Source organism: Mesorhizobium yinganensis (genome assembly GCF_040081985.1).
GTDB lineage: Bacteria > Pseudomonadota > Alphaproteobacteria > Rhizobiales > Rhizobiaceae > Kumtagia > Kumtagia yinganensis.
This window is the reverse complement of record NZ_JBEBMH010000012.1, coordinates 127,039-142,586: the sequence shown is the minus strand read 5'-3', so window position 1 is coordinate 142,586 and position 15,548 is coordinate 127,039. Positions and strand designations below refer to the sequence as shown.

At 60.7% G+C, this 15,548-nt stretch carries 13 protein-coding genes; 6 read left to right on the top strand and 7 right to left on the bottom strand.

The window, feature by feature from the left end; all coding sequences use genetic code 11:
• Positions 1-118: 118 nt before the first annotated feature.
• From ABMA59_RS21395 to ABMA59_RS21380, 4 genes are all read left to right on the top strand, one after another.
• Positions 119-955, top strand: coding sequence for an alpha/beta fold hydrolase (locus tag ABMA59_RS21395; protein WP_349007445.1), 837 nt, complete (start codon positions 119-121; stop codon positions 953-955).
• Positions 956-1,055: 100 nt separating this feature from the next.
• Positions 1,056-1,490 (top strand): cupin domain-containing protein, encoded by a 435-nt coding sequence (locus ABMA59_RS21390; protein ID WP_349007417.1) that lies wholly within the window; start codon positions 1,056-1,058, stop codon positions 1,488-1,490.
• A gap of 94 nt (positions 1,491-1,584) precedes the next feature.
• Positions 1,585-2,022 (top strand): CBS domain-containing protein, encoded by a 438-nt coding sequence (locus ABMA59_RS21385; protein ID WP_349007416.1) that lies wholly within the window; start codon positions 1,585-1,587, stop codon positions 2,020-2,022.
• Between the two features lie 73 nt (positions 2,023-2,095).
• Positions 2,096-2,848 carry an SDR family NAD(P)-dependent oxidoreductase gene (locus tag ABMA59_RS21380; protein ID WP_349007415.1) on the top strand — a complete coding sequence of 251 codons (753 nt, stop codon included), beginning with the start codon at positions 2,096-2,098 and terminating at the stop codon, positions 2,846-2,848.
• 137 nt (positions 2,849-2,985) lie between these two features.
• Here ABMA59_RS21380 and ABMA59_RS21375 read toward each other — a convergent pair whose 3' ends face one another.
• The 4 genes from ABMA59_RS21375 to ABMA59_RS21360 are packed head-to-tail and all read right to left on the bottom strand — an operon-like array spanning position 2,986 to position 8,693.
• On the bottom strand, positions 2,986-3,693 hold the full coding sequence (locus ABMA59_RS21375) for a response regulator transcription factor (RefSeq protein WP_349007414.1): 708 nt from the start codon (positions 3,691-3,693) through the stop codon (positions 2,986-2,988).
• On the bottom strand, positions 3,683-4,072 hold the full coding sequence (locus tag ABMA59_RS21370; protein WP_349007413.1) for a response regulator: 390 nt from the start codon (positions 4,070-4,072) through the stop codon (positions 3,683-3,685). The genes ABMA59_RS21375 and ABMA59_RS21370 overlap by 11 nt, the downstream gene beginning before the upstream one ends.
• Entirely contained in the window at positions 4,069-4,716 is a 648-nt protein-coding gene (locus ABMA59_RS21365; RefSeq protein WP_349007412.1) for a response regulator transcription factor, read from the bottom strand. The genes ABMA59_RS21370 and ABMA59_RS21365 overlap by 4 nt, the downstream gene beginning before the upstream one ends.
• Entirely contained in the window at positions 4,713-8,693 is a 3,981-nt protein-coding gene (locus tag ABMA59_RS21360) for a PAS domain-containing protein (protein WP_349007411.1), read from the bottom strand. Before ABMA59_RS21360 ends, ABMA59_RS21365 begins: the two co-directional genes overlap by 4 nt.
• A gap of 586 nt (positions 8,694-9,279) precedes the next feature.
• On the opposite strand from ABMA59_RS21360, the gene ABMA59_RS21355 reads away from it, so the two are divergent.
• Together ABMA59_RS21355 and ABMA59_RS21350 are read left to right on the top strand one after the other, a co-directional pair.
• Positions 9,280-9,918 carry a response regulator transcription factor gene (locus ABMA59_RS21355; protein WP_349007410.1) on the top strand — a complete coding sequence of 213 codons (639 nt, stop codon included), beginning with the start codon at positions 9,280-9,282 and terminating at the stop codon, positions 9,916-9,918.
• A 116-nt stretch (positions 9,919-10,034) separates the two neighbouring features.
• Positions 10,035-11,879, top strand: a complete 1,845-nt coding sequence (locus ABMA59_RS21350; protein ID WP_349007409.1) for a PAS domain-containing sensor histidine kinase — start codon at positions 10,035-10,037, stop codon at positions 11,877-11,879.
• A 10-nt stretch (positions 11,880-11,889) separates the two neighbouring features.
• Here ABMA59_RS21350 and ABMA59_RS21345 read toward each other — a convergent pair whose 3' ends face one another.
• The 3 genes from ABMA59_RS21345 to ABMA59_RS21335 are packed head-to-tail and all read right to left on the bottom strand — an operon-like array spanning position 11,890 to position 15,509.
• Positions 11,890-12,879, bottom strand: a complete 990-nt coding sequence (locus ABMA59_RS21345; RefSeq protein ID WP_349007408.1) for an ABC transporter permease — start codon at positions 12,877-12,879, stop codon at positions 11,890-11,892.
• A complete protein-coding gene (locus ABMA59_RS21340) occupies positions 12,880-13,743 on the bottom strand; it encodes an ABC transporter permease (protein ID WP_349007407.1) in 864 nt (287 codons plus the stop codon).
• Positions 13,740-15,509, bottom strand: a complete 1,770-nt coding sequence (locus tag ABMA59_RS21335; protein WP_349007406.1) for an oligopeptide/dipeptide ABC transporter ATP-binding protein — start codon at positions 15,507-15,509, stop codon at positions 13,740-13,742. Before ABMA59_RS21335 ends, ABMA59_RS21340 begins: the two co-directional genes overlap by 4 nt.
• Positions 15,510-15,548 lie beyond the last annotated feature (39 nt).

Here is a 15,548-nt window from a genome sequence, read left to right as displayed (position 1 = left end):
CCGCGATGTTTTGTTGGGCAGCCTGGCCGCAACGCTTGCATTCGGCATGTCGCCGATCGCGGTCGCGCAGGCTGAGCAAAACCTTCCATTTTCCGACGCAGACAAGGGACCAGCGAACATGAGCAAGATCACGACCGGGGACGGTACCGAAATATACTACAAGGACTGGGGTCCCAGGGATGCCCAACCCGTCGTTTTCCACCACGGGTGGCCGCTGAGCGGCGACGATTGGGATGCCCAGATGCTCTACTTTCTCGGCAAGGGCTACCGCGTCATCGCCCATGACCGACGCGGTCACGGGCGCTCCGCGCAGGTAAGCGACGGGCACGATATGGATCATTACGCCGCTGACGTAGCTGCGGTGGCCGGGCATCTCGACCTCAGGAATGCGGTGCATATCGGCCACTCCACAGGCGGCGGCGAAGCCACCCGCTACGTAGCGCGACACGGTCAGCCTCAGGGCCGCGTTAGCAAACTGGTTCTGATCGGCGCAGTGCCGCCCCATCTGGTGCAGACGGAAGCGAACCCTGATGGCGTTCCGATCAGCGTGTTCGACGAAGGTCGAGAAGCACTCGCCGCTAACCGGGCCCAGTATTATGTCGATTTCGCGAGCGGTCCATTCTACGGCTTCAACCGGTCGGGTGCGACGCCAATCCCGGGCGTCGTTCAGAACTGGTGGCGGCAGGCGATGATGGGCAGCGCGAAGGCGCACTATGACGGCATCAAGGCCTTCTCCGAGACCGACTTCACCGACGATTTGAAGGCCATCACCGTGCCGACGCTCGTAATGCACGGCGACGACGACCAGATCGTTCCGATCGCCGGCTCGGCACTGCTTTCCGCCAAGATGCTCAGGAACGCGGCAGTCAAGGTCTATGAGAAATTTCCGCACGGCATGTGCACCACTCATGCCCAGGTCGTGAATCCTGACCTGTTGGATTTCATCAGGTCATAGGCTCGCGCTGCCCCTAAGCGAGAGCCGGATCGCCGGCCGCTCCCCCTCCGGCCGGCGATCAACCCCGCAAACCAAACCGCAAACAACGGAGCTACGCAAAATGAAAAGGACCATCCTCAGTGCCGCCGTCCTTCTGACCCTCATAACCACGGGCGTGAGAGCCGACGATCAGAAACATGCCGCGACCCAGCAGCCTTTCAAGAACGTGAAGCTGGTTTACGACCATCCGCTTCCCAACGTCCCCGGCAAGAGCATGCGAGGCGTGCTCGTTCAATACGAACCTGGCGGCAGCTCGCCGGCACATCTGCACCCGAAGTCGGCCTTTATCTATGCCACTGTTCTCGAGGGCGCGATCAACAGCCAGGTCAATGACGGGCCGGTAACCACCTTTCACGCCGGCGAAAGTTGGTCGGAGTATCCCGGCGATCGCCACAGGGTCAGCCAGAATGCCAGTGCGACCGAGCCTGCGAGGCTGTTGGCTGTTTTCGTGGTCGATACAGCCGACACCGAGTTGGTGCTCCCGTTCGAGGAATAATAGCGCAATTGCGCGCCAAGCTTAAAAGCAAGGCGCCGCGCCGCCCGGCGTTCGAAGACCCCGGCGGCACGGCGCGTTACCGAGGACGACCGCAGTGCTCATCGACAGACTGCATGGCCTCACGTCGTCGCGCCTGGCCATGATCGACTTGAATGCGACCGTGCAGGCGGCCGCCCTTTCGCTTTCAAAGCCTGGCATTGGCCTCGTGGTGGTGTGCAACGCGGGCGGAGGTACCGAGGGCGTGCTCAGCAAATCCGACCTGGTGCGCCATCTCGCCGGCCCGCCGTCTTCGACGACGGCGGCGTCAGACCTGATGAGCAGATCGGTCATCTCGTGCAGCCCGCAGGACGATGTCCACGAGGTTTGGCAGACGATGGCCGCGCGAAGCCTGCAGAATATTCCGGTGATCGACGTCGACACCAGGCCTCTGGGCATACTGGACATCAGAGACGCCATGAAAGTGCTATTCGAGCAGGAAGAAATGCAGGAGCGGATGCTCTCCAACTATGTCACTGGCGTCGGCTATCGCTGACCAATTGGCCTGCATCAATACCTCCCTCAGGAATATTATCCCCAGAGCCCAGAGGCGGGGCAGGAGCGAGATCATGTCCACACCTCACAACAAGGTCGTCATCATTACCGGCGGCAGCTCCGGCATCGGCCGGGCCGCGGCGCTAGGCTTCGCCGCGCAAGGTGCCAACGTTCTTGTCACCGGACGCCGCGCGGCAATTCTGGACGAAATTGTCGCCATGCATCTGAATATCAGAGGTCTCGTCGCGGACGCTGCGGAGCCCTTGGATGCTGCTCGCACCATTGCCACGGCGATCGACACATGGGGGCGCCTCGACGTGCTGGTGAACAATGCCGGCGCTGGCGCTCTCCTGCCTTTGAGAGATGCGACAGCCGAGCAGATCACCAAGATCTTCGCCGTGAACGTCGTCGGCCCAAGCTTGCTCGCGACGGCAGCCTTGCCGCATCTGGTCGCCACGAAAGGAGCGATCATCAACATTTCGAGCACGTTCGGGCACAAGCCTGGGGCCGGGCTTTCCCACTATGCAGCCAGCAAGGCCGCGCTGGAACACCTGACCCGCTGCTGGGCGCTCGAACTTGCGCCTCTCGGTGTGCGCGTCAACGCCGTAGCGGCGGGCCCAACCGAATCCGGTGCGCTGACGGGCATGATGGGACTGTCCCCGGAACATGCCGCAGTCATCGAGGAAGCCGAGCGCAAGCAGATACCGCTCAAGCGGCGAGGCATCCCTGACGACGTTGCAAGATGGATCGTCCATCTTGCCGATCCGACGTCGAATTGGGTGACCGGCCAGGTGATCGGTGTCGATGGCGGCCTTGGCGTCACCTGAGCGTCCTGCTGACCGATCATCCCCGATCAGCTTTTTTTCCCGACTTGCCCGCTCGGGCCTGCCGGTCGTTTACCCTTTGCCGACGGCGCACAGTTCCTCATGTGCGCCGAATCTCGCTGGACAATGCGGGGATCGGCTCAGGCCGCAGTCCTGGCCTCGCCGCCGTCGCGCATAGTGGCCGGCAACGTCTCCCATGCCCTGATCAATTCGCCTATGGAAGCGGCCCCCATCTTGCGCATGACGTTGCCTCGGTGCAGTTTCACGGTCACCTCGCTGATGCCCAGATCGAAGGCGATCTGCTTGTTGAGGCGCCCCTTCGCAACCTGATGAAGAACCTCCCGCTCGCGCGGAGTTAGCGTCTCAAGGCGCTCGAGGTTGCGTTTGACGACAGCCGAAACGGCCCGCCGTTCGGCATCCATGGCTACACCCGCAATGACGGCATCGAGCAGCGTCTGGTCCCGCACCGGCTTCGTAAGGAAGTCCACGGCGCCGGCCTTCATCGCCTGGACGGTCATCGGAATGTCGCCATGGCCGGTCAGGAAGATGACTGGTTTGGGGTTGCCGGTCTCGGCGAGATGACGTTGCAGGTCGAGGCCGCTCGCTCCCGGCATGCGCACATCAAGGATCAGACAGCCGGCGCTATCCAGTACGTTGGCATCGAGCAAATCACGGGTCGAGCTAAAACAGACAGGCTGGAACCCGGAGGTAAGAATCAATTCGGACAGCGCCTCCTGAACTGCCACATCGTCATCCACAATAATGACAACTGGCCGCTCAGCTTCGTTTCTGCGCTGCGATGACAACGGCGCCGATCTCCGTAGCTGCGGCGACTGCTCAACTCTCATGCTCACCTCCATCTTTCGTCATGCGTAATGCACTACCGATCGCTGCCAGCATGACCCGCTCATCGAAGGGCTTGCGGAAACATCCGCTGACGCCCTGGACTCGGTCCAGGTCGGCAATCTCGTGGCGTCCCGTAATCAGGAACAGGGGAAGATCCGGACGCACCTTCTTTACTAGGTCACAAAGTTCGAAACCGTCCATTCCGGGCATGCCGATGTCCGTGATGAGAACGTCTAGGCCCGCCAGCCCACCGACGAGCAATGATTGCGCTGACGGGAAGGTGCGGGTCGCATAGCCAGCGGACTCCAGAAAGTCCTCCATGGACTCGAGCAACCGTGGATCATCGTCGACCACCGCAACGATGGATCTTACCTCGGTCACGCCCTGGTCCCTCCCGCTCGGCGCGAGTGGGTAATGGGTATCTCCAGTCGCTCCGCAATCCGCACGAGGTCGGCGAGCGACGCCGCCGCCATTTTCTGCATCACGTTCCTCCTGTGGATTTCCAGCGTGACTTCGCTGATCCCCAGTTCGGCGGCCGCCTGCTTGTTGAGTAAACCGCTCACCACAAGCGGCAGCACCTCGCGCTCGCGTGGCGTCAGTTCGAGATAGCGTCCCCTCAGCACGCCCAGTTCGGCGCGCGCGAGCCTCCTGTCCCGATCCTCGGCGATCGCAGCCTGGATCGCCGCCATGAGGTCGACGTCACTGAAAGGCTTGGTGAGAAAGTCGACCGCGCCATGTTTGATTGCCCGGACGGAGGATGGGATGTCGCCATGCCCGGTTATGAAAACGATCGGCGGATGATCTCCCTTCGCGATTTGCCTCTGCAAGTCGAGGCCGTTGATGTCGGGCAGCTCGACATCGAGGATGAGGCATGCCGGAGCGTCGGGCTTGTCCGCGGCGATGTATTCGCCAGCGGATCCGAATGTAGCAGCACGAATGCCGTGCGACTCCAGCAGTTCACTCAGCGCCTCCTGCAGCCGCTCATCGTCGTCCACGATAAAGACAATATAGTCATCCGTGGTCATGACGGCGCTTTCATTTCAATCGGCAAGGCAAAGATGAAGGACGCTCCATTCGGTTCGTTCTTCTCCGCCCACAGACGTCCGCCGTGCGATTCGACGATCGAACGGCAGATTGCGAGCCCCATGCCCATCCCGTTCGCCTTTGTCGTGAAGAACGGTTCGAATATCTTATCGGGAAACTCGATGCCCGCGCCGCGATCGCTTATTTCCGTTCGGGCCAGATCCCCCACGCGGCGCAGCTTGATTCCGAGAACCCGGTCACCCGAAACCGAATCCATCGCGTCCATGCCGTTGCGAATGAGGTTCACTAAAACCTGCTGGATGTGTACGCGGTCCAGCGCGACAGCCGGCATGCTGCCTTCGAGGTCCACCTCGATGCGCACCCGCCGACGCACCGCCTCCTCGGACATGAGGTCGCGCACTTCAAGAACGATACCGGAGAGTTCCGTCGGCTTCCTCGGCTCAACGGACCGCTTGAACAAGCCGCGAATGCGGCTCACCACGTCGGCCGCCGCGTTGGCATCGCGTATGATGCGCTGCACAGTCTTGTGCGCACGCTCGAGGTTCGGCGGCTCGGCCGTGAGCCAGCGCTGGCAGGCATACGAGTTCGCCATCACGGCCGCGAGCGGCTGGTTCACCTCGTGAGCGATGGAGGCTGACAGTTCGGCAAGGCTCGCCGACTGGCTCGCGCGCGAAAGTCGATCCTGCGCCAGACGGAGTTCCTCCTGCACTTGGACTTCCCCGTCGATGTCCAGGCAGATGATGTTCCACTGCACGATGACGCCTTCGGCATCACGCATCGGCGCGGCACGGGTCTCGACCCAACGGTATTCGCCGTCGAAACGCCGCAGGCGATGCCTGCGGGCATACGGCTCACCCGTATGCAAGCAACGCGCATAGTGCTCCTTGACGGTCGCCAGATCGTCGGGATGAACACCGGCGTCCAGCGTGCTGACCAACCGGGAATTTTCCTTGCCGACCGGTTCTTCGAGCTGGTTTCCGAGAAAATGACGGAGTTGCTGGCTGCGATAGACGGGCTCTCCATCCGGCGTTGCGCAGTCGATCATTGCCGGAAGCGTTTCGACGAGCTGCGAAAGCGCACGTTCCCTCTCTCGCAGCGCCTCCTGGGAGGTCACTAAATCATGGATGTCGACATTGGCGCCAAACCATCGGACTATACGGCCACTCTCGTCGCGGAGGGGTTCAGCGCGTCCCTCCGTCCATCGATAGGAACCATCCCGTCGACGGTTGCGGAACTTCAATTCGAATGGTTCCCCTGTCTTGAAAGAATGGGTCAACGCCTGGAGCAAAGGGGCCTTGTCATCTGGATGGACGATGGTCTGGATAGCGCTCGGCAAACCTCCATCGGCGTCGAAATCGTCCAACTTCATTCCGATATAGTCCATCATGGTTTTGTTGATGTATGCCGGCTCGCCGTCAGGGGATACGCACCAGATCTGCACCGGCACCGTATCGACGAGCTGTGCGAGTTCACGCTCGCGGTCCTGTAACCTCCGTTCCGAACGCTTCTGTCCGGTCAAATCGAGAATGTAGGCGACCCCTTGCCTTGACTGCCCCTCGAAGCAGGCGGCCCCGATAAGAACGGGAACCCGGCTGCCGTCCTTTCTGAAGTACTCCTTCTCGCGGGCTTGCATCTTGCCCGTCCTGGCGAGTTCTTCGGCCTCTTCACGAGCGTGCACCTCCTGCCATTCCCGAGGCGTCATGGCCAACCAATCAATCCCCGCTTTTAAATCGTCGCGGTCGTATTGGACCATGCGGAGAAACGCGTCATTGGCGTCGATGAGCCGTCCGTCCAAGTCCCAAATAACAATCCCGATAATATCTGAATCTACCAGTCTCCTAATCTTCGCTTCTCGTTCCTCGACGGCACTGTAAAGTCGCATCTGATCATCAATATCGATACAGACGCCGTACCATTGCAGAACTGTTCCGTCCTGCTTTCTCAGCGGCTCGATACGATTATCCACCCAACGATAGTCTCCGCTGGCATGACGCAGGCGATATCTTCTGGATAGCGCCTCGCCGGTAACAAGAGCGTGGTTAAATGCTTTCGTAAATTCTGTCGCGTCATCGGGGTGGACGGCAGCCGCGATCACTGCCGCGGCCCGGCTCGTCCCACCCGGCTCGTCCAGGTCCGTTAAATCCAGTCCGAGAAGATCGATCATACGCTTGTTGAAGAACGTGGGCTCGCCGTCAGGATCCAGACATGCAATGGCGACCGGGACAACGTCGACCAGTTCTCGAAGGTCCCGCTCGCTCTGCCGCACAGCCTCTTCCGCATGCACCTGATCTTGAATGTCGTGGCAAATGCCGTACCATTGAACGATCCGCCCATCCTTGTCCCGCACCGGCTCGGCCCGGCTCGACATCCAGTGGTAAATGCCGTCGTCACGGCGCAGGCGGTAGCGCATCGCGAACATCTCGCCGGTCACAAGGCAACGGCGGATCGTATTCTCGAACTCTGCCACATCATCTTGATGGACCACGGCCTCTATTGTCGCCGCCAGCCGAGTCATTCCCGGTTTTTCTGTGTCGGCCACATCCATTCCGATGAAGTCGACCATGCGTTTGTTAAAGAAGACCGGCTCACCGTCCGGCGTGAGACGCCAGACATGGCTTGGAACCATATCGACGAGTTGCGACAGCTCCCGCTCCCTATCGGATAGCGCTGCCTGTGCCTGCATAACGTCTTCGATGTCGACAGCCACGCCGTACCATTGGACAATCGCACCGGACTCGTCGTGCAATGGCTCCGCACGACTTTCTACCCATCGATACGAGCCATCGGCCTGGTGCCGGCGATATTTCCGAAGGTAGGGCACACCCGTCTTGATCGAATGCGACAGAGCCGCATCCATTGCGGCCAGGTCGTCGGGATGGACCACCGCCGCCAATGACCGCGAACCGTCCCGCGCGACAACGTCATTCACTGTGACGCCGGTAACGTCCTTGGCCCGCTTGTTCAGGTAGGACGGCACTCCTTGTGGCGTCATGCACCAAATGAACGCGGGAACCGTGTCGATCATCTGCTGCAACTGGTGCTCGCTTTGACGCACTTTGAGCAGCGCTTGCTGGTGCTGCCGTGATACCGCGGCCACGATGAGCGCGGAAAATGCCGAGATGGCCAGGAAGAGTTGCAGCATGACCTGTCTTTCTCTCTGGGACTCGGGATCGCCGACAAACTGGCTGCCACCGGATATCGTGAGTGCCATCGTGATGAGGGCAAGCAACATCAAGGCGACCGCGGCGCCTCGGAACTCGAAACGTGCCGCGGCCCAAAGAAGGGGCGGCATGATGATATAGGGGGTGGGCAGATAGACGCCGCTCAAGGAAAGCGCTGCTACCCCCAGGAAGATCAGGCCCAGAACGCCGGCTTCCGCCCGCTGCGTGCGAGAGAGCTGAGTTTTGCCGCGCCAATACTGAATCGCGACCAGGGTTGGCGGCGCTACGAGCAGGATTCCGGTAGCGTCCCCAATCCAAAACAACGGCCATACGGCCGTGAAGGTTTGCGATTCCACTCCGAACCATGCGAGCGTAGCGCTTCCGACCGTTGCGCTGACCAGCGGTGCGATGCCAGCGCCGAGCACAACGAATGCAAGGACTGCCTGCAAACTCTCAAGACGAACCGGACGCCCGCACGCTCGGTTCACAAGCGTTCCACCGACAGCCGCTCCGAGGGCGTTGCCGACATAGATCAGGAGGCCGGCAGGCAGCGGACTGTGGAACCACACGAACTGCGCCAGCATCTCCGCCAGGCAGCCCGCCAATATCCACCACGGCCAACTGTGAGGAGAGGTAAGGATAAGCGTCGCGATGAAGATGCCGCCCGGCGGCCAAATGGAAACCGTTATTCCGGGGACGATTGCGAGCGCCTGCGCGAACCCGCAGCCCAACACATATGCTGCAAAAAACAGCCCCAGATGAACGAATTGCGGCCTGCTCATCCAGACGGACGTCATCTGCTTCTCCTGCCGGGCAAAGAAGGGCTGGGAACTGTCAAAGCTGGGTGTAGCACGTCTCCGCGATTTCTTGGCCGGCGAACTCATGGCCTATTCTAGTCGGCCCGCTTCCCGGCCGCACGTCATGGAAATCCATGAGAGGCCAGCAGACCACTTGCAGGCCGCGGTTGAAGTCGATCGGTTCAGAGAGATTGGCAGGCCCTGCCGGCGTACCGATCACCTGGTGCGGAGAGCTAGGGAATGCAGTTTTGTCCGCGGTGATATTGGCTCCGTCCGCGCTTATCACCTGAACGGCGCGCCTGATGGCCTTCCAGAACCGACGCTCCACATGCCTATGCCAAGGTCTAGGTCGACCAACCAAATCGCTCGGTCCGCTCGCCCTTTGTAGTGTTGCGTCGCCCATCGCTATACAGGTACGCAAGACCTGATCTACACATTGTGAATTGGCGGGTATAGTTGCGATCGACGAGTTCCTGCTCCCTCGCGTGAGGCGCAGGTCCTGGTTGACGTGTGACGAAAGCGCGGCTGATACTGGCCGCGTGAACGCGGCCAGTTCGTGTCCGGCATATCTCCCGAGGCGAGAGTCATGGGCGTGGTAACTTCAGAAATCGCAGACAGTCCCATAACAATTCTGGTCGATGATGATGCAACGGTCCGCGACGCGTTGGAGGAGTTGCTGAATTCTGTCGGCATCGACACGATGTCGTTTTCTTCGGGCCAGCAACTACTGGACGCAAAATTGCCGGACCGGCCAGGCTGCCTCGTTCTCGATGTGCGAATGCCGGGTCTGAGCGGCCTAGATCTTCAGCACGTCCTTGCAACCAGGGGCATACTAACGCCGATCATATTCTTGACGGGTCATGGCGATATCGCAATGAGCGTCCAGGCGATGAAGGCGGGGGCAGTGGATTTTCTAACCAAGCCTGTCCGCGACCAGACATTCCTTGACGCTGTGTCGACCGCTATCGCCAACGACGTCGCGCGACGAGCGGCATCGACCGTATCGAGCAAGAATCTGGCCCTTTATGAGACCCTTACGCCCCGCGAGCGGGAAGTGCTGAGGCTCGTAGTCTCCGGTGCGATGAACAAACAGATCGCATCGGATCTCGGTATCAGCGAGATCACCGTAAAGCTCCACCGGAGTAACATGATGAAGAAGTTGAACGCGAGGTCCATCTCCCATCTCTTCAACGTTTGGCAGTCGCTTCCTGTGGAAAGCCGCTGATCGGCCTCGATTTTGGAAGAAGGTACATCTGAAATCCGGTTTTGGGGTTCCGTAACTGATTTGGATAACGGCCGCCCTAAGGAGTGGGTCGCAGAGGCGGTCTCAAGAGGTCGGAAATGGAGCTGACGTCAACGAAACAACGCCGCGCCGTGGCATTGGCGATCGGCGCTGCGAGCGTCTTACTGGCGTTGTTAGCCAATGAACCCTACGTTCTGCTGGTCGCCGTTGCAGTCATATGCGTCTGTATCGGTTGGGAGGCCGGCTTGCTTGCCGTTGCCGCGGCAGGTCTGCTTTCATCCGTGATCCTGTTTTCGCTGCAAGCAGGGGCGGCCGGTGGCGGGGTCCGGTTGGTGGTATTTGTCGTCGCGGCATTGGCCCTATGGCTCGTGATAAAGATCTTCAGGACCACCAGCTTCTATGACCGGGTCTACCATGCCACTGGACGCAGCCTTGCCGATATTCCGGGCCTCGGATGGTCGGCCTCCGCGGATGGCCGCCTGCGCTTACTCAATCCCGCGGCACTCGAATATGTAGGCGTGACAGCCGATGAGATGCGCCGCATCATGGATGACGATGATTATCATTGGACACAGTTCGTCCATCCAGACGATGTCGAGACGAGCATGGCGCGATGGCGTCACAGCTTGCAGACGGGCGAGCCAGTGATCGACGAGCATCGTGTGCGTCGGTTCGACGGGACGTATCGATGGTTCCGCGACACCGGGATCGCTTCGCGCGATGACCATGGAAGGCTTACCGGATGGTATGGCCACACGGCTGATATCGACGATCAGAAGAAGGCGGAAGCTGCGTTAGGTGAGCGTGAGCGTGAACTCCGTCTGCTGGTCGATACAGTTCCCACCATGATCTGGCTGATGACGCCGGCGGGACTGCCATACTACTTCAACAAACGGTTCGTCGACTGGGCGGGCATCGACTCTGCTAAGGAGCAACCGCGAGGTACACGGCAATTCGCCTCGCATGTCGGGTTGTTCCATCCCGACGACCGGGCAGCCGTCAAGGCCGTGTTCGAGAAGTCCTTTGCCCGTGGAGAGCCACTTCAGCACAAAGGTCGGCTTTGCCGGAAGGACGGCGAATATCGCTGGATTGATTCGCGCTTCGAACCGCTGCGCGACGAAGACGGTACCATCCTTCGCTGGTACGGCGTCAACTTCGACATCGACGACGAGGTCCGCGCTCAGGAATCGTTGCGTCTGGCCGACGAACGGCTCGCGCGCGCCTTGCGTGCCGCCAGCCTGTCCGAACTGTCTGTGTCCATTGCACACGAACTCAATCAGCCGCTCCAGGCGGTTGTGGCCAACACCGGCGCCTTCCAGAGATGGCTGAGCGCCGATCCGCCGAACTTCAATCACGCCAGTCGCGTCGCCGAAAAAATCATCAGGAGCGCCGACGCGGCGGCACAGGTGATCACCCGCATCCGTGCGCTGTTCAGCAAGACCGAAGCCGAACCGAATGCGATAGATCTGAACGCGGTGATCCGAGAGGTGTGTGAACTCCTGAGCGACAGGCTCGCATCAAGTAGCGTCAAGCTGGATCTTCAACTCGATCCCAGCCTTCCGGCGACCGCTGCCGATCACGTCCAGATGGAACAAGTCGTCCTGAACATAGTCCGCAACGGCATCGAGGCGATGCAGGACGTCAACGTCGGCGCACGAAGTCTACGGATCGTTTCGCGATGTCGGCATGACGAAACGGTGGAGGTCGAGGTAAAAGACAGCGGCCGCGGACTTACCGATCCGAAACGGATTTTTGAGGCGTTCTACACAACCAAGCCGGATGGAATGGGAATGGGCCTGGCAATCTGCCACTCAATTGTCGAGGCACACCGCGGACGAGTTTGGGCGGAAAATGTCGAGGCGGGCGGGGCATCGATAACCTTCAGCCTCCCCATCTGGGCTGCCGATGCGGCGAAAATCACTGGTGCCAAGATAGCCGTCTAAATGAGCATTATTATAGTGTGATCCGAGAATCTGCCATTGTCTGCACAATCTCGATGAGCGTGTTGACCAAGATGTAGAGGATTCCGAAAACGATTGCGACGCCTAGCACTGCCGGGAGATCAGCGCTGGCAAAAGCTTGAACCGTATAAAGACCCAAACCGGGCCAGCCAAAGACGCGCTCAACGACCAGCAAGTTGCCGAATAAGAGGCGGACCTGCAGGCTGAGCATGGACAGCGGGGCGGTGGCTGCATTGCGCAAACCGTGGCGAAACAGCACCTCAGCCTCGCTGAGACCCTTGCCACGCGCGGTTCGGATATATGTCTGCCTCATTACCTCGTGAAGCGCGCCGTTTAGGCTCCGGCCGACCGCGACGCCGATAGGCAACGCCAAGGCAAGCGCCGGCAGGATCATGTGCTGCAGCGCGTCGACGCTGACTTCGGGTCGGCCGACCAATATTCCGTCTATGACGTTGAGTCCCGTTGGGCCTGCGAAGTCGAGATAGGCGAGCCGACCCGCTCCGGGAAGCCAATCGAGGCGGAACCAGAAAAAGTAGGCGAGAAGCAAGGCCGACAGAAAGATTGGTGTGGAGCCTACTCCCACCAAAGCGAGCTTTATGCTGCCCGATCCCGGAATCAGGAACTGAAGCGCCGCCATGACGCCTGCGAGCGCTAGCCCCAAAGCGATCGACACCATTCCGAGTTCAAGCGTAGCGGGGAGATATTGCCGCACGTCGTCCAACACCGGCTGTCGGGTCCTTACCGAGGTCCCGAAATCGCCGTGGGCGAGGCGCAATAGGAAATGCCCGTATTGAACAATAACAGGATCGTCCATTCCGAGCTGCCTACGCATCGTTTCGACCGTTTCCGGCGGAGCACTGGGCCCGGCAATGGCGCGCGCCGGATCGGCGGGAATAATGCTTTGGAGGCCGAAAACGATGAAGCTCATCACCAGCAGGACGACCACGGCGCCGACGATGCTTTTGGCGAAATATGCCAGCATCTAGGCCCCCCGCAGGGCGGCGCGCATGCCGTCGCCGGCAAGGTTCGCAAGGAGGCAGAGGAGAAAGATGATTGCGGCCGGCAGGATCGGCAGCCACCAATGGACAGTCAGACTGTCGAGGGTGCGCGAGGTCATCGCTCCTAGTTCAGGCGCGGGTGCAGGCAATCCGAGGCCAAGGAATGACATCAGCGACATCGTCATGACGACGTTGGCGACATCCAGCGATGCCCCGATGAGCAAGGCGGGGACCACTCCCGGCAACAAATAACGCAACAGCAGACGGGGACCGCGAACCCCGGCGATGCGCGCCGCCTCGACATGAGGCCGAGCCTTAAGGCGGCGAATTTCATCACGGGATATACGCGCGTACCACATCCACCACACGATGGCGAGTGCGATCATCGTGTTGACGAGCCCCGGACCAAGGGAAGCGACGACGGCGAGCGCGATGAGCGTTCCTGGAAGGACCAAGAATAAGTCGACGATCCGCTCGATGACCAGATCTGTCTTGCCGCCCACCAGGCCGGAAATCAGTCCGACCAGGGAGCCCAAAGTGAGACTGAAACCGATAACGGCAAGCCCTGGCAGCCACGTATATCGAATGCCGAGGATGACGCGCGAGAACAGGTCACGGCCGATCTCGTCGGTGCCGAACCAATGCTCGGCCGAAGGCGGCAAGTAGGCCCCGGCGACTCGCAATTGTGGGTCGAACGGCGTGATCCAGGGCGCCAGCACGGCCACAAGGGTGACGACAGGCACGCCGACAATACCGACGCTTCCGAGCCAGCCGGCACGCCGGAAAAAATCACGCCAGTTAAACCGAGGCCGCGTGGGCAGCGTGTCCGGGCTTGGCCTGACGGTCATCGTCCGCCTCCTGCTTGCAGGTTCGGCATCGCCGCGATGAGAGATCGTGTGTAGGCGGACTGCGGTGCGGCAATGATCGCATCCGGATCGGCGATCTCAATCAATTCGCCGTCCCTCAGCACCGCAATGCGGTCGGCGATGATCCTCGCGGCCGCCAGATCGTGGGTCACGAAAAGCATCGCCATATCGAGCCGCCGCCGAAGGTCGCCAAGAAGGTTCAAGGTGGTGGCCGCGAGAGACACGTCCATGGCGCTGATCGGCTCATCGCACAGCAGAAGTCTAGGGGGGACGATTATCGCGCGAGCCAAAACGGCCCGCTGGCATTGTCCGACCGATATCTCGGCCGGCAACGCGTCCATCAAGACCGGATCGAGGCCGACCAGCTTTATTGCCTCTCCGACGCGACGGCGGCCATAATCGCTGCCGAGCGATACCGCCCGCAGGCGCTCGCCGATCTGCTCGCCGATTGTGAGCCATGGAGTAAGCGCCGCCACGGGATCTTGAAACACCACTTGCGGAGGAAGTTTGTCGAAGCGTGTAACAGTGCCGCTATCGGGTGCCGTGAGTCCGGCGGCAATCCTCAGAAGGGTGGACTTGCCGGCGCCGCTCTCACCCACCAGGGCCACGCACTCGCCAAGCTTGATGGACAGGTTGACCGACTTTAGGACTGACTGTGCTTGACGCCGACCCCAAAACGATCGCGTGCCCGTCGGATATGTTTTTCCGACGTTGGACAGCCTCAAAGCCGCGGTTTCCGAGATCGGCCTGACCGGCCATGGTTTCGCATCGGTGCGCTGCGCCGAAAGGTATGGGGTTTGTTCGTGGTGAAGGCAGGCGACTGTGCCACCGTGGACGCAAGCAGGCTCCAGCGACGGGCGGATTGCCATGCAGTCTGGCTGGGCGATCGGGCAACGTGTCGCGTAGGCGCAGGCGTTTTCAACATTGGACGATAGCGTGTGCTCCGACGGGAGGGTGGGAAGCGGGCGCCGTCGATCGGAGTCTAAATCGAATCGGGCGGCGAGCAAGCCAGCGGAATAGGGGTGCGCGGCATTGCGGGCCACATCCTTTATGCGCCCCACTTCAACGATGCGTCCGGCATAAAGAACCAGGATTCGGTCGGCCAGTGACGCCGCCACAGTAAGATCGTGCGTGACAAACAGAATTGCCGTCTGCTGCTCACGGGCGAGATCGCGCAACAGGTCGAGGATCTGCGCCTGCACTGTGACGTCGAGCGCGGTGGTCGGCTCGTCGGCGATAAGCAGCTTCGGTCTTGCCATCATCGCCATGGCAATAAGCACTCGCTGACGCTGTCCTCCCGACAGGCGGTGTGGAAGTGCGTCAGCGATCCGATTCGGGTCCGGCAGGCCGGTTCTGGCGAGCCAATCTTCGATCGATCCGTCGGCCCCCCCATTGGATTCTCGCATCTGGCGGCGGATGGTCATCGTGGGATTGAGCGCGCCCATCGGATCTTGCGAGATGGCGCGAACGAGGTGGCGGCGGGCCGACTGCCAGGTGCGGCTTCCCGCCCCGACATGTTCTATCCCCGCTAGCCGGATCGAGCCTGCCACCTGCGGACGATATTCGTGCGGCAAGAGCCCCTGAAGAGTGAGCCCAATGCTTGTTTTGCCGGAACCGCTTTCCCCGACCAGCGCGATGATTTCGCGCGGGAACATATCGAAGCTGATGCCATCGAGGACGCGGGATGGACGGCCTTCGCGGCTGAGAACGACCGAGAGATCTTTGACGGAGAGGACGGATTCGGTCACAGGTTCGGACATTCGGTGCGAAAGCTTGACCACCTGCCG